The 21722-nt window shown below is 72.9% G+C and carries 18 protein-coding genes and 1 other RNA gene; 12 read left to right on the top strand and 7 right to left on the bottom strand.

Features of this window, described 5'->3' with window-relative positions; translation table 11 throughout:
• Window positions 1-371 precede the first annotated feature (371 nt).
• Window positions 372-2663, top strand: a complete 2292-nt coding sequence (locus GA0115242_RS36095; RefSeq protein ID WP_093835877.1) for an FAD-dependent oxidoreductase — start codon at window positions 372-374, stop codon at window positions 2661-2663.
• Between the two features lie 169 nt (window positions 2664-2832).
• Here GA0115242_RS36095 and GA0115242_RS36090 read toward each other — a convergent pair whose 3' ends face one another.
• From GA0115242_RS36090 to GA0115242_RS36070, 5 genes are all read right to left on the bottom strand, one after another.
• Window positions 2833-3621 carry an IclR family transcriptional regulator gene (locus GA0115242_RS36090; protein ID WP_093835876.1) on the bottom strand — a complete coding sequence of 263 codons (789 nt, stop codon included), beginning with the start codon at window positions 3619-3621 and terminating at the stop codon, window positions 2833-2835.
• A gap of 112 nt (window positions 3622-3733) precedes the next feature.
• Window positions 3734-4753 (bottom strand): acetylxylan esterase, encoded by a 1020-nt coding sequence (locus tag GA0115242_RS36085; RefSeq protein WP_093835875.1) that lies wholly within the window; start codon window positions 4751-4753, stop codon window positions 3734-3736.
• A gap of 125 nt (window positions 4754-4878) precedes the next feature.
• Window positions 4879-6204 (bottom strand): BNR-4 repeat-containing protein, encoded by a 1326-nt coding sequence (locus GA0115242_RS36080; RefSeq protein WP_093835874.1) that lies wholly within the window; start codon window positions 6202-6204, stop codon window positions 4879-4881.
• A gap of 530 nt (window positions 6205-6734) precedes the next feature.
• An RNA gene (gene ffs, locus GA0115242_RS36075) (signal recognition particle sRNA small type) lies at window positions 6735-6831 on the bottom strand.
• Window positions 6832-6993: 162 nt separating this feature from the next.
• Window positions 6994-7359: a hypothetical protein gene (locus GA0115242_RS36070; RefSeq protein WP_093835873.1), complete on the bottom strand. Its 366-nt coding sequence runs from the start codon at window positions 7357-7359 to the stop codon at window positions 6994-6996.
• 281 nt (window positions 7360-7640) lie between these two features.
• Between GA0115242_RS36070 and GA0115242_RS36065 the strand changes: the two genes are divergently transcribed.
• Window positions 7641-9305, top strand: coding sequence for a helix-turn-helix domain-containing protein (locus GA0115242_RS36065; RefSeq protein ID WP_141721884.1), 1665 nt, complete (start codon window positions 7641-7643; stop codon window positions 9303-9305).
• A gap of 107 nt (window positions 9306-9412) precedes the next feature.
• Here the strand turns inward: GA0115242_RS36065 and GA0115242_RS36060 are convergent, their stop codons facing one another.
• Window positions 9413-10810: a condensation domain-containing protein gene (locus GA0115242_RS36060; RefSeq protein ID WP_093835871.1), complete on the bottom strand. Its 1398-nt coding sequence runs from the start codon at window positions 10808-10810 to the stop codon at window positions 9413-9415.
• A 247-nt stretch (window positions 10811-11057) separates the two neighbouring features.
• Between GA0115242_RS36060 and GA0115242_RS36055 the strand changes: the two genes are divergently transcribed.
• The 9 genes from GA0115242_RS36055 to GA0115242_RS36010 all read left to right on the top strand — a co-directional run bounded on the left by GA0115242_RS36055 (window position 11058) and on the right by GA0115242_RS36010 (window position 20142).
• Window positions 11058-11486: a GntR family transcriptional regulator gene (locus GA0115242_RS36055; RefSeq protein WP_093835870.1), complete on the top strand. Its 429-nt coding sequence runs from the start codon at window positions 11058-11060 to the stop codon at window positions 11484-11486.
• The gene (locus GA0115242_RS36050) at window positions 11483-12451 is read left to right on the top strand and encodes an ABC transporter ATP-binding protein (RefSeq protein ID WP_093835869.1); all 969 of its coding nucleotides are present in this window, start codon (window positions 11483-11485) and stop codon (window positions 12449-12451) included. The genes GA0115242_RS36055 and GA0115242_RS36050 overlap by 4 nt, the downstream gene beginning before the upstream one ends.
• 101 nt (window positions 12452-12552) lie before the next feature.
• Window positions 12553-13482: an ABC transporter permease gene (locus tag GA0115242_RS36045; protein ID WP_093835868.1), complete on the top strand. Its 930-nt coding sequence runs from the start codon at window positions 12553-12555 to the stop codon at window positions 13480-13482.
• 448 nt (window positions 13483-13930) lie between these two features.
• Window positions 13931-14731, top strand: coding sequence for a helix-turn-helix domain-containing protein (locus GA0115242_RS36040; RefSeq protein WP_093835867.1), 801 nt, complete (start codon window positions 13931-13933; stop codon window positions 14729-14731).
• A 210-nt stretch (window positions 14732-14941) separates the two neighbouring features.
• Entirely contained in the window at window positions 14942-16114 is a 1173-nt protein-coding gene (locus tag GA0115242_RS36035; RefSeq protein ID WP_093835866.1) for a 4-hydroxybenzoate 3-monooxygenase, read from the top strand.
• A 630-nt stretch (window positions 16115-16744) separates the two neighbouring features.
• On the top strand, window positions 16745-17122 hold the full coding sequence (locus GA0115242_RS36025) for an SAV_915 family protein (protein ID WP_237549516.1): 378 nt from the start codon (window positions 16745-16747) through the stop codon (window positions 17120-17122).
• Complete coding sequence (gene lysA, locus GA0115242_RS36020) at window positions 17119-18450, top strand: diaminopimelate decarboxylase (protein ID WP_093835864.1); 1332 nt, start codon at window positions 17119-17121, stop codon at window positions 18448-18450. The genes GA0115242_RS36025 and lysA overlap by 4 nt, the downstream gene beginning before the upstream one ends.
• 287 nt (window positions 18451-18737) lie before the next feature.
• On the top strand, window positions 18738-19181 hold the full coding sequence (locus GA0115242_RS36015; RefSeq protein WP_093835863.1) for a MarR family winged helix-turn-helix transcriptional regulator: 444 nt from the start codon (window positions 18738-18740) through the stop codon (window positions 19179-19181).
• Window positions 19182-19263: 82 nt separating this feature from the next.
• On the top strand, window positions 19264-20142 hold the full coding sequence (locus GA0115242_RS36010; protein WP_093835885.1) for an NmrA/HSCARG family protein: 879 nt from the start codon (window positions 19264-19266) through the stop codon (window positions 20140-20142).
• A gap of 58 nt (window positions 20143-20200) precedes the next feature.
• Here GA0115242_RS36010 and GA0115242_RS36005 read toward each other — a convergent pair whose 3' ends face one another.
• Window positions 20201-20938, bottom strand: coding sequence for a TetR family transcriptional regulator (locus GA0115242_RS36005; RefSeq protein WP_161353452.1), 738 nt, complete (start codon window positions 20936-20938; stop codon window positions 20201-20203).
• Window positions 20939-21018: 80 nt separating this feature from the next.
• On the opposite strand from GA0115242_RS36005, the gene GA0115242_RS36000 reads away from it, so the two are divergent.
• The coding region (locus GA0115242_RS36000; protein ID WP_176729981.1) for an acyl-CoA dehydrogenase family protein at window positions 21019-21722 on the top strand (704 nt) is incomplete at its 3' end.

The raw sequence follows: 21722 nt of genomic DNA, 5'->3' as shown, positions 1-21722 counted from the left end.
CTCTCGGAAGGTGGCGGGAGCGCCGGGCCCCTGTGCGGACGCCGTCCCTGAACGTCGTCCCCCGGAGCGGTCCCGGAACGTGGCCCTGATTACGTGAATTCAAGTTGCAGCATGCGGGATCGTTCTCCATAAAGCGCGCCGACGCAACCCTTTTGGTCGGGGTATCGCCGGTTCCGGCGGGGTCGGCGCACGCTCCCGAGCTGCACCTGTCGCGCACGTCGGCCCGCGGCGGCCAGGTCCGTGGCCGCCATCGGAACTTACAGCGAATCCCGCTGGCTGAACAGTGGTTGCACAATATGGATGTGATGTACGTTCGAGGTCGCCCCGCCGAGCCGGGGAGCATCCGAGCGCCACACCGAGGAGGCCGCACCGTGCGGGAAGAACAGGCCCATTACGACATCGCCGTGATCGGCGGCGGACTGGCGGGGACCTGCGCGGCCATCGCGGCGGCCCGCCTCGGCCGCCGCGTCGCCCTGGTCAACAACCGGCCTGTCCTGGGCGGCAACGCCAGCAGCGAGATCCGCGTCTGGGTCTGCGGCGCCACCGCGCACGGCGTCCACCGCTGGGCCCGCGAGACCGGGATCATGGGCGAGCTGTACACCGAGAACCAGTACCGCAACCCCGAGGGCAACCCCTACTACTGGGACCAGGTCGTCCTCGACGCCGTCCGCGCCGAGCCCCGCATCGACCTCTACCTCAACACCGACGTGCGCGAGGTCGACGCCGACGGCCCCGCCGACCGCCGCGAGGTGCGCTCCTGCACCGGCTGGATGATGGGCTCCGAGCGCCGCATCACCTTCCACGCCCGCCAGTTCCTCGACTGCACGGGCGACGGCCTGCTCGGCCACCTCGCCGGCGCCCGCCACCGCATAGGCCGCGAGGCACGGGGCGAGTTCGACGAGCCCTGGGCACCGCCGGAGGCGGACGGCGCGCTGCTCGGCTCGACGATCCTCTTCCACACCAGGGACACCGGACGCCCGGTGAAGTTCGTGCCGCCCGCCCACGCCAAGGACCTGTCGACCACCCCCATCCTGCGCAACCGCATCCTGCGCACCGGCGACAACGGCTGCGACTACTGGTGGATCGAGTGGGGCGGCGAACTCGACACCGTCCACGACAACGAACGCATCCGCGACGAACTCCAGTCCGTGATCATGGGGATCTGGGACCACATCAAGAACTCCGGACAGTTCCCCGACGCCGCCGACCTCACCCTGGAGTGGGTCGGCAGCCTCCCCGGCAAACGCGAGTACCGCCGCTTCCTCGGCGACCACGTCCTCACCCAGCAGGACATCCTCCAGCAGCGCCCGTTCGAGGACCGGGTCGCCTTCGGCGGCTGGTCCGTCGACCTCCACCCCGTCCAGGGCATGTACGCCGACGAGCCCGGCGCCCGCCAGCGGTACGCCGACGGCGTCTTCCACATCCCGCTGCGCTCGCTCTACTCCGCCAACGTCACCAACCTGCTCTTCGCCGGACGCAACATCTCCGCCACCCACATCGCCTTCGGCGCCACCCGGGTGATGGCCACCTGCGCCACCCTCGGCGAGGCCGCGGGCACCGCCGCCGCGCTCTGCGTCACCGAGAACCTGACACCACGTCAACTCGCCACCGAGCGGCCGGACCTGGTGCGCCGCACCCTGCTGCGCCAGGACGCCTCGGTGATCGGCGTCGCCGACGAGGACCCCGACGACCTGGCCCGCGCCGCCCGCGTCAGCGCCTCCTCCAGCCTCGTCCGGCTGGCCGCCGAACCCGCCCCGGACGCGCCCGGCACCCCGTACCCCCTCACCCGCGACCTCGCCCTGCTGCTGCCGGTCGACCCGGCGCTCGACACGGTCGACCTCCTCGTCCACGGCGCCCCGGACGGCCGGGCCCGCGACCTCACCGTGGAGCTGTGGGGCACGGGACGGCCCGAGAACGCCGTCCCCGCCGAGAAACTCCTCACCACCACGGTCACCGTGCCGCCCGGCGGCCCCCACTGGGTCACCGCCCGCCTCGACCACCGCCCCGACACCCCCCGCAACGCGATCGTCATCGTCCGCGCCTGTCCGGACACGGCGCTGGTCCTCCTGCCCGAACGCACCGACGGGGTCCTCGCCCTGCGCAGCAAGGCCGAGGGCGACGCGGCCGTCGACCACGACATCCCGGAGGAGGAAGGCCAGTTGGTCCTGGAGTGGCAGGCCCGCGGCCTGCGCCGGCAGACCTTCGCCTTCCGCGCCGCCCCCGACACCGCCGCGTTCCACCCGGGGCGCGCCGTCGGCGGCTACCAACGCCCCTACGGCGGGCCGAACATGTGGTCCTCCGCACCGGACGGCGAGCGCGAGTGGCTGCGCCTCGACTGGGACACCGAGCGCGAACTCGCAGAGGTGCGGCTGGTGTTCGACGACGACGTCGACGAGTACCTCAACAACCTGCACCGCCACCGCACGCCGTACGAGGTCATGCCCGAACTCGTCCGCGACTACCGGATCCAGTGGCGCGACACCGGCGGCATCTGGCACACCGCGCTCACCGTGCGGGACAACCGGCGCCGCCACCGCGTGCACCCGCTGCCCTCCGCGGACGGCGGCCCGCTGCGCACCGACGGACTGCGGCTGGTGGTCGACGCGACCCACGGCGCACCCCGGGCACACGTGATCGCGTTCAAGGCGTACGCCGGGGCGTGAGCCGGGGGTGACCCTGATCCGATACGGCGGGGCGTGAGCCGGGGGAGACCTGATTCGATACGGCGGGGCGTGAGCCGGGGGAGACCCTGATCCGAGGGGCAGGGACCGGGAACCACGACGAGGGGCCGGTGGCAGCCGAACCGCTGCCACCGGCCCCTCGCCGTGCGCGTCAGAGCGCGCCGAGCGCCTGGCTGATCGCGTCGGCGGCCTCGATGACCTCGCGCACCAGGGCGAGCCGCTTCCCCTCGGCGTCGGCGCGGTCGCCGAGCACCGAGGTCGGCCCCCAGAGGGAGACGGCGGCGACGATCTCCCCGGACGCGTCGCGCACCGGCGCGGCCAGCGAGGCGCGGCCCAGGGCCCGCTCCTCCGCCTCCACCGCGTACCCGGTGCGCCGGACGGTGTCGATCTCCTCGTCGAGCAGGTCGTGGCTGGTGGTCGTGTACTCGGTGTGCGCGTCGAGGGCGGCGCCCAGCACCCGGCGGCGCTCCTTCGGGGAGAGCCCGGAGAGCAGGCACTTGCCGATGCTCGTGGCGTGCAGCGGGGCGGTGTGCCCGCTCTGCGTGTAGGACTTGGGGGCGCGCGGGCCCTCGAAGTTGCACAGGAACATCAGCTCGCCGCCCCGGCGCACGGCCACGTTCGCCCCGAGCCCGGTGCGGTGCGCGAGGTCCTGCAGGACCATGCGGGCGGCCCGGTGCACGGGGTGGCGGTTGACGGCGGTGGCGGCCAGCGGGAGCAGACCGAGGCTGAGCCGGTAGAGGTTGCTGACCGGATCGCGTTCCACCATGTCGAGGCGTTCCAGGGTGGACAGCAGCCGCGAGGTGGTCGAGGAGCCCAGCCCGGTCAGCTCGGCGACGTCCGAGACGCGCAGTTCGGGGCGGCCGGAGTCGAGTGCGCGCAGCACCGAGACCGCGCGCTCGACGCTCTGGTTGGTCCCGGCGTCGGTAGCCCTCGTGGCCATGGCCCTCCTTGCTCTGCAAACACCGTGCACAATCTGCATCACCCTATCGCGCGGGATTCAGGTCCGTACCGCGATCGGGCGCCCCCGGGCCGCCGCGCCGGTCGGGAGGCGGTCACACCGGGCGGTGCGTCCGCCCGTGGTCCCGGGCCGACAGGAATCGCCGCTGGGCGTCCTCCAGGGCCGCCGTCTCGGCGCGCTCGCCCGGGTGCTCGAAGTGCCCCGCCCGCAGGACGAGGAGTTCGCGCGGCCCGGCCAGCGCGTTGTGGATCGCGAACTGCCCCGGAGGGGGCACCGACGGGTCGAACAGGGCGGCGCCGACATGGACCGGGATGCGCAGGTGCCGGGCGGCCGTGGATGCGTCGAAGTAGGCGAGGACGTCGAGGACCGAGGGGTCCTCGGCGAACCGCGCGCGCACCGACTCCCCGCTGCCGGTGCAGCGGAGGGTGACCCGCAGCGGATGGTTGCCGAAGGTCGGCACGGTGAGCCCGGCGGCGTCGAAGCGGTCGTCCCAGGGCAGGGCCAGGGCCCCGATGCCGCCGCCGAAGCTGGTGCCCAGGTACGTCAGCCGGTCGCCGGTCTCCGGCACCAGCAGCCGCAGCGCGGTGGCCGCGCACCAGACGTCCGCCACGCATCCGCCGATGAGGTACGTGTCGCGGGAGCCGATGCCGTGCAGGACGTGCCCTGCCGACGCCGGGGGGACGCCGGGCAGCTCGGACCGGGTGCCGAGGCCGCGCAGGCAGGGCCAGAGGGTCGCGGTGCCGGGCGGGCTCTGCCAGGGGTCGGGCGCCGAGCGGCCGCCGTACCCGTGGGCCGCCACGCAGCCCTGGACGACGGGCCCGTCGGCCGGGACGGTCAGCCACCCGCCGATCCGGACGCCGTCGGCGGACGTGTAGGAGACGTCGGCGACCCGCACGCCGTCCACCGTGGTCCAGGGGCCGACGCGGGGCTCGGGGTCGACGCGCAGCGCGCTCGCGTGACGGGCCCGCCAGAAGCCGGCGAAGTCGGCGGGGCCGTCCGGCGCCGGGACCGCGAGCAGGCGCGGCAGGTCGTAGCCGTGGGTCGGGTCGAAGGGGAAGTCGTGGACGAGCGGTGCGGGGTCACCGGCGTCCGCGGCGAGGGGGCGGGGGGACACGGTCTCTCCTTGCTGCGGCGGCCGTCCCGGGAGGGGCGGCCGCCGTTCGGTGCGGGTCCGGCCGGTGCGGGGCGCTCCGGTGGGTTCCGGTCCGCCGTCCGCCCGGCCGGGTCGGGACGTGCTGGTCAGCGGCGGGCGTAGTACAGGATGCCGCTCTTGGTGTCCGGGAGGTACAGGACGTCGTTCCCGTCGCTGTCGCGGCGCACCGCGAGCCGGTCGGCGGTCAGGCCGGGCACGGGGGAGGCGGAGGTCCAGGAACCGTTCGTCTCGGTGGCGGCGAAGACCCGGTCGGTGCCCGAACTCTTCACGTAGTAGACGCGCTTGAGGTCGGTGGCGTCCCAGGTGATGCCGATCGCGGCGGTGGTCTGGCCGCCGGAGTAGACGGTCTGCCGCTGCCAGCCGCCCCCGCTCGGGTACCCGTAGTACACGTGGAACTCCGCGCCGCTCGCGGCGGAGCGGTAGCGGTAGGCGACCTTGGGCACGTCCCCGTCGAGGGTGAGCTTGGCGCTCTGGACCGCGGCGGCGGTGTACCCGGTGTTGTCCGAGCTCCACTCCTCGCCGCTGGTGAGGTCCTGGATCACGTCGGCGGTGTCCGGGGTGACGGGTGTGGCGAGCGGGGCGCCCGTGCTGTCCGTGAAGGTCCCGGTGGCCGGGTCGAGCCGCAGGTAGGAGAGCTTGTGGCGGAAGGCGGACGACGGCGCCTTGGACCACTCGAAGAGGATGTGCACCTTCCCGGACGCGTCCACCGCGAGGTCGTCCGGGTAGACGGAGCGGTACTGCGCCGACGCGAAGGTGGCGACGACGCTCCAGGTCGAGGCCGCGTTGTTCCAGCGGTACAGCTTTCCGGGCCGCCGGTCGTTGCCGTTGCCGATGCGGGCGGCGAGGTAGAGGTCGCCGTTGGGCGCGGTGGTGAGCACCGGGTAGGTGATGCCCTGGCCCTGGTCCGGCATCTGCGCGGAGTGGTCGGTGACCGCGCCGCCGGGCGCGTCGGTGCGGAAGTAGCGCCAGGTGTCGCCGTGCATCGAGGTGAAGACGTGCAGCCGTCCGCTGCCGTCCCGGGCGACGGACGGCTGGTTGTGGCCGTTGTCGTCGGCGAACTCCGCCTGCTGCCCGTCGCTCGTCAGCAGCGGCAGCCGGCTCCACACCCCGTCGGGATCGCGGCGGGCGATGGCCGGACGGTGGGTGGCCGCCGTCGAGCCGGGCTCGTTGAACGCGAAGTAGGTGTACTGGCCCCGGCCCTTGTAGGTGGCGGCGGGCGTCCACCAGGCCGCCTGGTTGGAGGAGTCCATGGCGTAGGGGATCTGCTCGACGGTGCCGGCGGCCGCGGTGACGGCGGTCGAGGCCGGGGTGACGGTGGCGGCCTGGGCCCGGGGAGCGGCCGGGACGAGCGCGAGCAGGGCCGTCAGCGCGGCGGCCGGGGCCAGCAGGGCGCGGTACGGAAGGGGATGCAAGGCGACTCCTTCGTCGTGATCGGGACCGACGCGGCGCGGGCCCGCACCGGAGCGACCGGGCGTCCACCGATGCCTCCGCACGACCCAGCACGCCGCGACCCGTCGAACGGAGGCTCCGTGCCGCCCCCGCTGCGGCGGAAACTTACCGGAGATCCCGCAGGCTGGATAGAGATTGCGTGATGTGGATGCCGAATGCGAAAGAGGGTCTTTGCGGCTGCGTCGCTGGAAGGGAGGGGGCACCATGCGAAGACGTCGATGGCGATGGCGACGCCGGGAAAGGTGACGGCGGCGGTGACGATGACGTCGGGAAGGGTGACGACGGTGGCGGCGACGGTGAGGCGCGCGGCGGGGGTGCCGGGCGCTGGGCGTGAGCCGGGGAAGCCCGCCGGGGAGCCGGACCGGCCGGGTCGACGGGTCCGCGTCGGAGGCGATCGGCCGGGGGACGCGCGCGGTGGGCGACCGGGCGGGGAGGCGCGCGGCGGGCGATCGGCCGGGGAGGTGCGCGGCCGGGGCGTGATTGTCGCGCGCACGCGGAGAACCCCTCACGTACCCGCCAGAGCCGACCTACCCTTGCTGCCGGCAGGCTCTGGGGGAGTTCAGTCAGGTGGCGCCACGTGAGGGGCCTACGCACAACATACCTGATGGACGGTCAACTGGGCTTCCGGCAGCCGGAATCGGTGCTCGACGACGGACGCGGGCTTAACCGCGTTGCCTGCGGGCCCCCTTGCGCACCGGCGTCACCGACCGGGCGTCGGGCGGCGGGGCGCGGGTCAGGCCCGCGGGCGGGGGTCAGTTGAGGATGTTGATCTGCGTGTTGCGGATGGTGGTGCCCAGCGGGCACTGGACGTCGGTGCGCGTCCGGCCGCCGTTGACGATGACGGGCGACGATGTCCTGTTCTGTCCGTAGGTGCAGTTCAGGCGGAGGGCGAACGTCCCGCGGCCCGAGCAGGCCCCCCATCCCCAGGTGTTGCCGCTGCCGGCGTCGACGCCGGAGCCGCAGTCGTAGAGCCCCGAGGCCGAGGCGGTGTCCGCCGCCGCCAGCGTGGGTACCGCGGTGCCCACGAGCAGGGCGGCTGCCACGAGCAGACGGCGGCCACGGCGGACGAAGGCGCCCCTGTTGACGGTTCCCGGAGCGGCGGACAGGTCGTTGGGCATGACGATTCCCTTCGGTCGGTCGGGCGGGCCACGTGTCGTGCCGCCCGGTGCCGTCATGTGTAGTCCCGGGCCGGGGGCGCGCGGTTCGGGCCGTGCACGCGCGCCGACTCCCGTGCACAACTGCTTCCATGACCGGACTCCACATGGTATGTCGCGTCATCGCCCACTGTGTGGCCAGAAAGAGGCTCGCCGAGGAGTGGAAAACCCCACCAGAGTGGAGCGAACGGGCCTACAGGGCGCGGTGGTTGCACAGAGCGCGGTAGTGGTACAGGGGGGGGCATGTGGAAGGCAGTGCCTCGGTCGGCCCGGCGGCCGTCCGGCGGACGCCGTGGCAGGTGAGCGCGGGCTGGCTGCTGCGCACCCACCGGCTCTGCTCCGCCCGTACGTCCCTGCGACCCCTGCCCGGCTTCGCCCGCGCCTTCCACGACGGCTACCGGGGCGCGGCCGGAAGGAGCCACAGCTCGCTGTCCCGCTGGGAGACCGGCCGCGTCCCGGTCACGCAGGAGGCCGTCAGACGGTACGAGGACGTGCTCGGCCTGCCCGCGTACGCGCTGCTCGCGCCGATCCAGACCATCGCCCGGCACGAGGGCGGTGCCACCGCGGCGGCCTTCCTGCGGGGCGAGACCGGACCGCCGACGGCCCGGCCCCCGGGCGGCCGTCTCGAAGCGCTCCTGGACCGGGCGCTGGACGGCGGTGTGCTCACCGGCGACGACTGGGACACCCTCAGCCGCGCGGCCGTGCACGGGCCGGAACGCGTGATGCCGGGACGGGTCCGCAGCGCCGTCGCCCGGCGGTTGCTGGAAGAGACGCTGGTGTCGGACGGCACGGCGTGGATGCGGCGTTTCGAGGCGCTGGGACGGCTGCTGGCCGATCCGGGGTGGGGCCCTGAGGCGGCAGCCGTCTGCTCCGGCGTGGGAGAACAGCCCGGACACGTCGGTCTGATCGAAGCGGTGTGCGCGCTGGACGGCAGCCCGCACCCCGACGCCGGGCGCGCGGTCCTGCGCCAGCTCACCGACCCGACGAACCAGGACAGCGGGTACGGGGCTCTGCTGGCCTGCGCCCGCAAGACCCGCAGACGTCACTTCGACACCCGGCAGACCCGCACCCTGGTGGAGGTGGCCGACGCGCTGCTGACGAGCCGCCCGGGACCGGGAGCGAAACCCGCGGTCGCCGAGGCCGCCGCGGTCCTCCTGCACCAACTCCCGCTCACGCGGACCCACTTCGCGCGGCTCCTGGACACGGTCGGCCGACGCAACGACACCGCACGGGCGATCGTGCTCCACGGCTCGCTCGCGGACCCCGCCGCCGCGTCGGTCGGCATCGGCCGCATCCTCTCGCGGCTCACCGCCGAGGTGCCCGCGCAGACCGCCCCGGTCTTCAGCGGCATCCTCGACGACCTCCTCCACCACCCGGTGGCCGACGTCCGCCTGTACACGGCGATGCTCGTGCGGGCCAGCCCGTTCGGCCCCGCGGTGGCCGACGCGTGCGCGGCCGAACTGCGCCGGCCCGCCACGGCACGGGTGGAGCACCGCGCGATACCCCTGCTGCACGCGCTGCGCGTCCTCGGGGGACCCGAGCAGCGGGACACCGTCGCCCACCTCACCCTGGCGCGGGGCGTCCCGCCGGGTGTGGCGCTGGCCGCCGTCCACGCGCTGAGCCACATCGGCGGCCGCAGCCCCGAAGGCTACTGGCGCGCCCTCTTCGCCCACCACACCGCGACGACCGCGACGCCCGCGGGCCCTGTGACGACCGTGACGACCGCGGCGGACGAGGCCGACCGGCAGGCGGTGGTCAGGCGACTGGTCTACTGCTTCGCGATGGCGGGCCAACTCCCGCTGCTCACCCTGCTCGTCGAGCAGGAACGGGACCGAGCCGCACCCGCCCGGCACCTGTCCCTGTGGTGGGTCGGCCTCGCCCACCACATCAGCGCCAGCGCACGGCTGTAGAGCGGCGGCGACCTCGGCGTCACGGTGCCTCCTGCCCCGGTGGACGAGGCGGGAGCCCCCGCTGTCCGGGCGCGGCGGCCGGGCCCGCACCGACGTGGAGCGGTCGATCAGAAACTGCCCGACCGGGCCACGCCGGACAGGGTCTGCGCAATCGTTTCCGTGAGGTCCGCTTTGGTGCGGCGGGCTTCGGCGGTGTCGACATAGGCCGTGTTGAGGTGGAGTCCGGCGTCGTTGCGGTGCAGCCAGAGGCAGATGCCGTTGTGGCGGGCCGTCCACACGTGCATCCGGGGGCGCCAGGAGGCGTGGTGCTCGGCACCGGGGGAGCGGCGGAAGTCGCTGTAGGAGAAGAAGTTCACGGCGTGCGGCCAGTAGTGCATCGACGCGTACGCCTCCGGTGCCAGCAGCTGCCACGCCTTCACGAAGTGCACCTCGCTGTGCCGCCGTTGCAGCGCCACGGCTTCCTCGACGTGCCCGATGACCTCGGGGAAGTCCATCTCCGCGCGCACCGGGAACTCGATGGGCATGGTGTTGATGAACCAGCCGACGGAGTGCGCGTAGGTGCCCCGTCCTCGTTCGTTGAGCGGCATCAGACCGCGGTAGACGTCCGGCCCGCCCAGCGCCCTCAGAGAGACGCCGACCGCGGCCAGGAGCCCCATGAACAGCTTTCCGCCCGCCTTCTGGCACCGGCTCTCCAGCAGGTCCGTGTCGGCCGCGGACAGGAGCGTCACGGTGTCGTGGACGGCCGGGTAGAACCGGCCGCTCTCCGTGCCCAGTTCGAGCGGGAAGCGGGGGAAGAAGCCGCCGTTGCGGGCGATGAAGCCCTTCCAGTGGTCGAGCCGTTCGTCGTCGGCGCCGAGCGCGCCGTTGGACTGCCGTTCCTGGCGCCCGAAGTCGAGATAGCTCCCCGCGGGCGGCAGTTGGGGCTCCTCGCCCCGGGTGTAGGCCGTGTACGCGGTGGCGATGTCGCGGACGGCGAGCGGGTTCGACAGGCCGTCGGTGACGAGGTGGTCCCAGGAGAAGTGCACGGTGGCCGAGTCGTCCCGGACCACGGCCCCCATGACCATCAACGGCCAGTGCAGCGGCCCCACTTCCTGGAAGAAGTCGTGCAGGTACTTGCGGACGTCGTCGGTGGTGTCGATCGGTCCCACCTCGGTGCGGGTGAGCGAGACGGCGTCCGGATCGAGGACCTCACCGAAGAGGCCGCCCGCGAGCGGCGAGTAGAGGCAGCGCAGCACCTCGTGACGCCGGACGAAGTGCAGCAGCGCGGCTTCGAGCGCCACCAGGTCGAGGGGGCCGGGCAGTTCGAACGTCGTCGCGACGTACGTAGGGATGCCCTGGTCCTCGGCGTACGCGCGCTGGGCGACGGCGAAGTGCTTCACCTGGTTGAGGCCGGTGTCCTTGCGTGCCGCGTCGGCCTCGCCGCCGGGAGCGTGTGCGGAGGTCAGCCGCCACTGGTAGACGTGCCCGGGGTCGATCTGCGTCTCGTCGATGGATGCCTGGAGCATGGTGTTCCTTCCGCGGTGGGCCGGTAGGGCTTCCCGGGCACAACGACGTGATCGGCCGCGGGCAACGTCGGGCGGCTGCAGAGGCGGGGACGGCCGGGACCGGGGGTGTCCGCCGTCCGACGTCCAACCTCGCTGCCGCGCGCCCGAGTTCGCCGGTGTGGCCGGGTCCCGCGGTGCCGTCGCGGGCGCGCTTGACACCGGGGTGTCCCTCTCTCCAGTATTCAGCTACTTGACTAGTGGACTAGCGGTGGGGTGGATGCGCTACTACATCGAGAGGCGCCGTGGCGTCGCGGCGTACCAGCAGATCGTCGAGCAGACCAAACGGGCCGTCAGGGCCGGGGTGCTGAAGCCGGGCGACCGGTTGCCGACCGCCCGCGAGGTGGCCGAGACCTGCGCGGTCAACCCGAACACCACGCTCAAGGCGTACCGGGAGCTGGACCGGGACGGTGTGGTCGAACTGCGCCAGGGCGTGGGCACGTTCATCGCCGCCCCCGCGGCCGACCGCGGCCACGAGCCCGCCGCCCAGTCGCCGCTCTACGCCGAACTGGCGCAGTGGATCGGACGGGCACTGGCCGCGGGCCTGGTGGAGGAGGACGTGCGGGACATGGTCGAACTGGCGCTCCACGCCGACCGGACGGTGCGTCGGGCGGGCGAGCGGGACGGGGGACGGGCATGAGCGCGGCGACAGCGGCCACGGCCGTACAGAACAGGGAGCGGACGGCCCTCGAGGTGACCGGCCTCGGCCGCCGCTACGGGCGCCGGTGGGTGCTGCGGGACGCGACGTTCCGGCTCCCCGCCGGGCGGGTGTGCGGGCTCGTGGGACCGAACGGCGCGGGCAAGACGACGATGCTGGAGATCATCGCCGGTCTGCGCGGGGCGACGGCCGGTGAGGCCAGGGTGTTCGGGGAACTCGCCGGCGGGACCCCGGCACGGCGGCGGGTGTCGTTCCTGCCGCAGGAGAAGCCCCTGTTCCCGCGCTTCACGGTCGCCGAGACGCTGCGGGCCGGGCGGGAGCTGAACCCGGGCTGGGACCAGGACCTCGCCGAGGACTTCGTGCGCGCGGGCTCCATCGACCTGGACGCCAGGGTGGGGCGGCTGTCCGGCGGGCAGCGCACCCGGGTCGCCCTCGCCGTGGCGCTGGGCAAGCGCCCCGACCTCGTCCTGCTGGACGAGCCGCTGGCCGACCTGGACCCGCTGGTGCGCAGGCAGACCGTGGCCGCGCTGCTGGGCGAGGTGGCCGAGCGCGGGATCACGGTCCTGCTCTCCAGCCACCTCGTGGCCGAACTCGACACGCTCTGCGACTACTTGCTGCTCGTCGCCGGGGGCGGGCTGCGGCTCGCCGGTGACGTCGACGAGATCATCAGCGTCCACCGCAGGCTCTCCGCGCCCACCGACCGGGTGCCGACCGGCCCCGGCGGGCTGCCCACCGGTCTGGAGGGTCACACGGTCGTGGAGACCCACCGCGACCGGCACCACACCACCGCGCTGATCCGTCCCGGCGGGCCGGTCGGCGAGGTCTGGGAGTCCATCGCGCCGACCCTGGAGGAAGTGGTGCTCGCCTATCTGGAACAGAGCGACTCCGCCCCGCTCATCAGCCCCGACTCCCATGTTCCGGGCGCCGGCCGGGAGGTGGTCAAGTGAGCGCGACGACAAGGACTCCCGGGGCGGACAGCGGCGCTCCCGGACACCCGGACCGACGGACAGCCGCGGGGTCGCGGGCGCGCGGGTTCGGTCCGAGGGGCATGACCTGGCTGGTGTGGCGCCAGCACCGGACGGCGTTCCTCCTGCTGCTCGTGGTGGCGGTGCTCACCACGGCCGGCCTGGCCTGGCTGGCCCGGGACGCGAGCGACGCGGTCGCGGCGGTCGAGGGGGCGAAGGCGTCTCCCGGGGCGGCCGCTGCCCTCGACACCGCCTACCGGCGGCTCGACCTGCTGGGCCTGGCGCTGTCCGGACTCCCGGTGGTCATCGGCGTGTTCGTCGGAGCCCCGCTGTTCGCCGGTGACCTGGAGACCGGCACCGCCAAGTTCGTGGGCGTCCAGTCGTACGGCCGCTGGAACTGGGTGGCGACGAAGCTGGCCATGGCCGCCGGGTTCGCCGCCGTCGCGGCGCTCTCGACCGGCATCGCCATGAAGGCGCTGCTGACGCCGCTGGTGCACCACATGGCCGTGAACGCCGACTTCACCGGAGCGGGCGGGTTCGACACGACGGGCCCGGTCACGGTGGCACTGGCCGTGCTCGGCCTGCTGATCGGCGCGACCGCCGGACTCCTGACCGGGCGCACGCTGCCCGCGATGGTGGCGACGTTCGCCGCCCTGATCGCGGTGAAGACCGTCTGGTCGCGGACGCGGATGCTCTTCGCGCCCACGGTGACCAGCACCACGGGCGGGGGCCGGTTCGGCGAGGACGACGCCCCGCACATCCCGGCGGGCGCCCTGGAGGTCGACACCTCCTACCTGACGGGCGGCGGCGGACTGCGCGGCTGGAGCACCTGCACGGAAGCCACCGACCGGGCGGCCTGCCTGCGGCGTGAGGGGGTGGTCGGCTGGTCGATCGAGTACCTGCCCTTCTCCCACCTGACCGCCATGCAGTGGGCGGCGACGGGCGCGCTGACGGGCCTGATCCTGCTGACGGCGGTGGCCCTGGTGCTCGCGGCCCGGCGGGCGCTGCGCTGAGTCACCGGGGTGGGGTGCGGTGGGCCCGGTTCCCCTGTCCGGAGCCGGGCAGCGCACCCCACCCCACCCGGACGGGAGCACAGCCGCGGTCCCCGACGGCAGCACAGCCGCGGTCCCCGACGGGAGAAGCACGCGAAACCGGACGTGACGTGCTTCTCCCGGCGGAGCCACGGCTCGGCTGTCCCCGGGGTCGGCTCCGTCAGGCGTACCGTTCCCCCGGCGGACGCGGAGCACCGTCCCGGAGTCGCCCGGCGGACACGGCGAGTACCGCCCTGGAGCCGCCCGGCGGACACGGCGCTTACCGTCCCGGAGTCGTCCGGCGGACACGGCCCATACCGCAGCGGAGCCACCATGCCCCGGGGCCGGACCGCGCCCTCGTCGTGGTCGTGGTCGTACGACGGATACCGGCGCAGCGCGCGGTGTCAGAACGCCGGTAAACTGCCCCCTGATGCCGACTGCCCGCCATCCTGCCTGGACGTCCGCCGATCCGGAGAATCGGATCCTGCGAGGCGGCGCCTGGCTGCCCCACGGCTTTCAGCTCGATCCGCACAGCCATGTCCAGGGGCAGTTGGTCTACGCCGCCGCCGGCGCCCTGGCCACGACGACGGAGCGCGGCACCTGGGTCGCCCCGGCGGACCGGATCACCTGGACACCCCCGCGCTTCGCCCACGCGCACCGTTTCTACGGCCCGACCGACGCACGGCTCGTATCGGTCCCGCTCGACCTCTGCGCCGAACTCGTCGACCACCCCGGTGTCTTCGCCGTGAGCCCGCTGCTGCGCGAGGCCCTGCTGGCGCTGACCGACGAACCGGAACGACGAGCGGGTGCCCACCGGCGTCTTCTCACGGTGGTCGTGGACGAGTTGGCCGACGCGGCCGAGACCTCCCTGCACCTTCCCGAAGCGGGCGACGACCGGCTGCGCGCTGCCACCGACCTGCTGCGCGCGGATCCCGCCCGCACGTCGACCCTGGCAGAGCTGGGCCGGGCGGTGGGAGCCAGCGAGCGCACGCTGAGCCGACTGTTCCACACCGAGCTGAGCACGAGCTTTCATCGCTGGCGCACCACCCTGCGCATTCACCATGCCCTGGCGCACCTGACGGACGGGATGACGGTGACGGAGACGGCCGTGGCGTGCGGCTGGTCCAACCCCTCCACCTTCATCGACGCCTTCACCGAGGTCGTCGGCCAGACCCCCGGCCGCTACCAGGCCGGCCTGCGCATCCGGGCGCGCCAGTCCCCGCCCGCCTGATCCCCCTCTTTCACCTGGTCACGCGGGTGGCGATCGCGCACCGAGCCGACTTGGCGGGTTTCCCGTACCGGGAGTCCGCTTACCGGTGGTCCACGGCGCGGTGCGCCTTCCACAGTGGAGAACGAGCGGTGCACGACCCTGCCGGACGGCGCCGCCGGGCACGCACCGGGGCGTGCCCACCACCGCACGGATCACGAAAGGCCCGCACGCATGACTGACACGCACGACGACACGTCCGTCGTCATCATCGGGGCCGGCGTCGCCGGCCTGACACTCGCCAACTTCCTTCTCCGCAACGGCATCGACTGCGTCGTGCTGGAGAAGCACGCCCGGTCGTACGTCGAGAAGCGCCAACGCGCCGGAACCATCGACACGTTCGGAGTGCGCCTGTTCCGCGAGTGGGGCCTTGAGGAAGTCCTGGAGGGCGACCCGATCCCGCACAGCGAGGGCGGCTTCTACATCGACGGCCGCGCGATGCCGATCACCATGGACGAGGACGGCAACGAGAGTCTGTACTGTCCGCAGCAGGTCCTGGTGCGCAACCTCACCGACGTCTTCCTGCGCGAAGGCGGTGACCTGCGCTACGAGGCCGTGGACGTCACCCTGGAAAACCTCACCGAGGGCCGCCCCTCGGTGCGCCACCGGGACGCCGAGGGCGGGACGCGAGCCATCGCGTGCGACTTCATCGCCGGCTGCGACGGCTTCCACGGCGTCTCCCGCCGCTCCATCCCCGCCTCGGCGCTGACCGAGTACGCCTACGAGCACGGCTACTCCTGGCTGAGCGTCCTGGCCGCCGCCGAGACCAGGCCGTCAGGTATGGCGATCCACGAACTGGGCCTGGCCGGGATGATCCCCCGCGGTCCCGGAGCCAGCCGCATCTACCTGCAGTGCGCGGTCGACGACACTCCTGAGCAGTGGCCGGACGAGCGCATCTGGAGCGCGCTGGAGGCCCGCTTCGGAACTCCCGCCTCGCGCGGTGAGATCCTGTCCAAGCAGGTGGTTCCGCTGCGCAGCGTGGTGTTCGCCCCGATGAGCCACGGTCGGCTCTTCCTCCTGGGCGACGCCGCGCACATCGTGCCGCCGATGAGCGCCAAGGGCATACACCTCGCTCTGCACGACACCGAGGTCTTCGCCCGCGCGGTGATCCGTCACGCCGAGAAGAACGATTCCAGCCTCCTCGACAGCTACTCCGAGAGCTGTCTGCCGCACATCTGGAACTACCAGGCGTTCGCGACATGGATCACCGACATCATGCACAACGCGGGACTCGACGGCTACGAGGGCGCGTTCAAGAAGCAGATCGCGCGCGCCGAACTCCAGCGCCAGTTCACCTCCGAGGCGGCGAACAAGCTGTTCAGTGAGCTGGCCGCCGGCACCAACTAGGAGTCTGGCGAGAGCGCCGAGGTTCGTCCGGGCCCCGGCCACCCGCCGGGGCCCGGGTCTCCAGGCAAGTGGAACGGCGTCACGGCTCCGACCGTCGGCCTGGACCCGGCACGGAGGCTGCGCTGGCGGCGGTTGCTCCAGGAAGGGGGGGAAGAACGCCTGCGTCGTGGTCGCGACCCACTTTGTGGAGGACGTCGCCGCAGCACGTACTCTCCGGCAGGCTCGTCGGCTCGCTGCTGCCGACCGTCCGGGCCGTCGGCGGCGAGGACCTGGTCCCCGCCAAAGACGTTCCCCGGGCCTGCGCGGGATTGACGGGCCTGGCCGCGCTGGGCGCGGCGCTCCTGGGCCTCACCGGACCGAGGCGCCGGTCGGACCTCGTGCCGCGGCCCCGCGCATCGTGAACCTGCCGCGCTTCCCGGCAGACGCACGCGGCCTGGTGGACCAGTACGCCCACTGGTCCACCAGGCCCAGGGAACAGCGACCGTACGGACGGCGGCGTCAGTGATCCGTATGAAGGCCCGGCTTCTCATCAAGGTCGCGTCAGGCACCCGGACTTCGAGGGCGGGAGCGGGCATAGCGTCGCTGTCAGGCGCTTCGGACCGGCCGGGGCGCGTACGCAGAGGAACCCCCATGTGTCTCTTCCGGTACGACGACGATCCCGACCCCGAGGAACGGACCCCGGCTCGGCCGCTGTACGTGCCCGTGCGGGTGACGGGCGCCGACAGCGTGCTGCGGGTGTTCCGCACCCCGCTGGGCGCGCGGACCGCGGTCGGCTTCACCTCCCGTGCGCGGCTTGCCCAGACGCTGGGCGCGGGCCAACCGTGCATCAGGCTCGCGGAGACGGCGCTCCGGGCGCTCACCGGGCCGATGGGCGTGACCCGCCTCACCGTGGACCCGACGCTCTCGGCCCCCGCCACCGTCGCCGTCGCCACCGAGGCGCGGGTGCGCGCCGAGCGGCTTCCAGCCCCCGTGCCGCGGCTCGCGGCGTCCGAGGAGATGTCCGCGTGACCGCGCCGACGCGCGTCGCGGCGCCGGTCCTGCCGGACGACCTCTCGGTCTGGCCCGCGTCCACCGGTCGGCGCCCCGACGGGGATCTGACCGTCGGAGGGGTCCCGCTCGCCACGCTGGCCCAGCGGTTCGGCACTCCGGCCTACGTCCTGGACGAGAGCGAGGTCCGCAGCCGCTGCCGTACCTACCGTGCCGCGTTCCCCGAGGTGCTGTACGCCGCCAAGGCGTTCCTGTGCCGGGCGATGGTGCGGTGGGTGGAGGAGGAGGGACTCGGCCTCGACGTCTGCTCGGCCGGGGAGCTCTCGCTCGCCCTCTCCGCGGGATTCCCTCCGGAGCGGATCGTCCTGCACGGCAACGCCAAGTCCCCGTCCGACATCGAGACCGCGCTGACCGCCGGGGTGGGACGGATCGTGGTCGACAGCCCCGCCGAGATCGCCCGGATCGCCGCCCTGCTGGGGCCGGACGGACGGCAGGACGTCCTGGTGCGGGTGGTGCCCGGAGTCGCGGCGGGCGGCCACGAGAAGATCCGGACCGGGACCGACGACCAGAAGTTCGGGCTCTCGATCACGGACGGCTCCGCCCAGCACGCCGTCGCCCGGGTCCTGGGCCAGCCGCAGCTGCGGCTCAGGGGGCTCCACTGCCACATCGGCTCCCAGATCACCGAGGTCGAGCCGTACCTGCTCGCCGTGCGGCGGACGGTCGGCCTGATGGCGCGGATCAGGGACACCCACCGCGTGACGCTCACCCAGCTCGACCTGGGCGGCGGTCATGGCGTCCCCTACCGGCCCGGAGATCCCGCGCTGGACCTCACCGCCCTGGCCCGCCGCGTGCGCGAGGAACTGACCGCGAGCTGCGCCGCTGCCCGGCTGCCCGTCCCGCGGCTCACCGTCGAACCCGGGCGGGCCATCGCCGCCCCGGCGGGAGTCGCGCTGTACCGGGTGCTGGCCGTCAAGCGCACGGCGAGGACGCTCTTCGTCGCCGTGGACGGCGGCATGAGCGACAACCCGCGGCCCGCCCTGTACGGAGCCCGGTACGCGCCGCGCCTGATCGGCCGCAGGCCGGTCGCGGAGGCGGTCACCGCCACCGTGGTGGGCCGGCACTGCGAGGCCGGTGACGTCCTCGCCGCGGACATCACCCTGCCCGGTGACGTACGGCCGGGCGACCTGCTCGCCGTACCGGTCGCCGGTGCCTACCAGGCGTCCATGGCCTCCGCGTACAACCTCGTCGGACGGCCTCCGGTCGTCGCCGTCGACCGCGGCCGGGCACGGCTCCTCGTGCGCCGGGAGACTCAGGAGGATCTCCAGTCGCGGGACGTCGGACCACGCTGACCGAGGGGCCACGTGCGCGGAGGCGACATCGGGCGGGTTCCCGCTGACGCGTCCTGCACGAGCGCTTCCGAGGCCCGGACCGGCTGAAGCGGCAGTCCGTTCCTTCGGATCACGTCACCCGGCGGGGCGGGCGTGCCGGAAGCGCACGGGCCCTCCGCCTCCTGGGGGAGCGGGGCGGACAGCCGGTTCCGGCCCCGGGGCAGGACGAGGGACGGCGCCTCGGGCCGCATGGCCTGCCGACCTGCGGCGAGTAGGCTGATCGTTCGTCATCGGACGGGGAGGTCGGAATGGACTATGGCGACAAGCTTTTCTGGCTGTCGGTGGTGATCCAGCGCAAGTACGCGCAGGTCTGTGCCGAGTTCGATCTGACGCCCTCGCAGGCCACGCTGCTCTGTGCGATCAGGGACGAGCCGCGGCAGATGGCTGACCTCGCCGCGTCGTTGGGCATGACCAAGAACGCGTTGAGCCAGCTGGTCGATCGCATCGCGCGGCGCGGCTTGGTCGTCCGGGCGGGCTCGGCGCAGGACCGGCGGGTGGTCATGCTCAGCGTGACGCCCGAGGGGAAGGTGCTCGCCGAGGCCGTCTACGCGGAGGTCGCCAAGCGCCTCCCCGAGATCGCGAGGAACCTCGACGCCGACGACCAGCGCGCGTTCGAGCGTACGGCGACCGCCATCGTCGACACCACGGACCTCTCCGCGCCACCCGGCCCGAACCGCCCCACCACGCCCTGACGTTCCACCGGCCCCCATCTTGACGATGTTCATGCCGTGAACTAATTTGGTTCACGCCATGAACTAGTGAGGGGTGGGCGCGATGAGCGCACAGACGAACGGCACGATCGCGGTCTTCGGCGCGACGGGGCGACAGGGCGGAGCGGTGGTCGACGCACTGCTGGACCGCGAGGCACGGGTGCGGGCTCTGGTCCGCGACCCGCGGTCCGACCGGGCGCAGGCGCTGGCCGCACGCGGTGTAGAACTGGCCGCGGTCCGGGCCGACGACCCGGCGTCACTGGCCGCCGCGCTGACGGCGGTCGCGGGGTTCTCCTTCATGACCCCGGAGGCGAACAGTCTCGAAGAGGTCGAGGCGGAGATCCGCATCGGTACCGCGCTCGTCGACGCGGCGGTGGAGGCGGGCGTCCCGCACACCGTGTTCAACTCGGTCTTCGGGGCGGACCGGGAGACGGGTGTGCCGCACCACGACTCGAAGCACTGGATCGAGGAGCGTCTGAGGGGGTCCGGCCTGCGGGCCACGATGGTCCGCGCGAGCGCCTTCATGGAGAACTTCGCGACGGTGATGGCACCGACCCTGGAGCAGGGGCGGATCGTGCTGAGGCTGCCGCTGCCGGAGGACGTCGCCCTGAAGATGATCTCGATCAGGGACATCGGCCGGATCGCCGCCGCGCTCCTGCTCGGGACCGCGGAGGCGCCCGGCGGAGCCGTCGAACTCGTCGGCGACGAGCTGACGGGCCCCCGGATCGCCGCGGCGTTCGGCGCGCGCGCCGGGCTCCCGGCACGGTACGAGGCCCTCCCGTTGAGCGTGCTTCCCAGTGACCTCGACAGGGCGATGTTCCGTCAGTTCGCGGAGGCGACGGAGAACCCGTCGGACATCGCGGTGGTGCGCGCGATCGAGCCGGCCACCCTGGACCTGGCCGGGTGGATCCGCGCCACCGGCTGGACCGCGCCGACAACCTGACGGAGACGAGAACATCAGGAAAGCGGCGACCGGATGAGAGGGTACTGAGTTCCCTCCCTCACGCGAATCGGTACCCTGTGCCCCCCTCGCGGAGGGTGTCGAGCTGCTGAATGATCTGCCAGGCGGGGGTATCCGTCCTGGCGACCATGATCATGGTTTCCGCCTTGTCGCCCCAGGTGCGGTGCACGAGGTCGAGGGCCTGGTCGACGACGATGCTCGCGTCCCCGCCGGCGCCGGAGCTCAGCCAGGCGCGGAGCCCGTAGTTGTGCGCGGCCACCACGCTCGCGGCGATCGTGCAGGCCCGGAGATCACCGTCCTGGAGGGTGGCGAACCGACGCCTCAGATAGGAGGCGAGGGCTCGTTCGTAGCGCCTGACCACGGACGTCTCGTGGGTCTTGAGCGCCGGGACCTTGCGGGTGAGGGCATAGCGCTTCACCGAGAACTCGGCCTTCTCCGCGTACATCCGCATCACCAGGCGGGCCGCTGCGCAGGCACGTCCGACGGGGTCCGGGTCCTGGGCGCCCTCCTCCAGGAAGCCGATCATCTCGGCGAGCGCTCGCTCGTGATCGGGGAAGACGACCTCTTCCTTGGTGGGGAAGTACCGGAAGAAGGAGCGGCGGCCCACGCCGGCTCGGTGGACGATGTCGTCGATGGTCGTGCCGTCGTAGCCGTACTCGGTGAAGAGCTCGAACGCAGCGGACACGAGGAGGTCCCGGATCGGGGCCTTCCCGGGCGTTTCCCGCCCGGCGGGCTCGCTCGGACCGTTGTGCTTCGCGTCGTCTGGCGCCTCTGTCATGGCACAAAAGTACAGGGCCACTCCCTGTGTGGCACTCGATGTGCATAATGAGGGTACTGAGTGCCATCTAGGGAGGCTGTATGCCTGCTGTCGATCTTTACCGCCCGTCCGAGGAGCACGACATGCTCCGTGACGCCGTCCGCGCGCTGGCCGAGGCGAAGATCGCGCCGTTCGCCGCCGCGGTGGACGAGGAGGCCCGGTTCCCGCAGGAGGCGCACGACGCCCTGGTGGCGAACGACCTGCACGCGGTGCACGTCCCCGAGGAGTACGGCGGCGGTGGCGCGGACGCCCTCGCCACGGTGATCGTCATCGAGGAGGTGGCCCGGGTCTGCGCGAGTTCCTCGCTGATCCCGGCGGTGAACAAGCTGGGCTCGCTGCCGGTGATCCTCTCCGGCTCCGAGGAGCTGAAGAAGCGGTACATGACCCCGCTCGCCAAGGGCGACGGCATGTTCTCCTACTGCCTCTCCGAGCCGGACGCCGGTTCGGACGCCGCCGGGATGAAGACGCGGGCCGTCCGTGACGGCGACCACTACGTCCTGGACGGCGTGAAGCGCTGGATCACCAACGCGGGGGAGTCGCGCTTCTACACGGTGATGGCCGTGACCGACCCCTCGAAGCGCTCCAAGGGCATCTCGGCGTTCGTGGTGGAGGAGGACGACGAGGGCGTCTCCTTCGGTGCCCCGGAGAAGAAGCTCGGCATCAAGGGCTCCCCGACCCGCGAGGTCTACCTCGACGGCGTCCGCGTCCCGGCCGACCGCATGATCGGCGAGGAGGGCACCGGCTT

The organism is Streptomyces sp. SolWspMP-5a-2, assembly GCF_900091845.1.
In the GTDB taxonomy this organism is placed as follows: Bacteria; Actinomycetota; Actinomycetes; order Streptomycetales; family Streptomycetaceae; genus Streptomyces; species Streptomyces doudnae.
The sequence above is the reverse complement of the archived record's forward strand: the minus strand, read 5'-3'. Positions and strand labels throughout refer to the sequence as shown.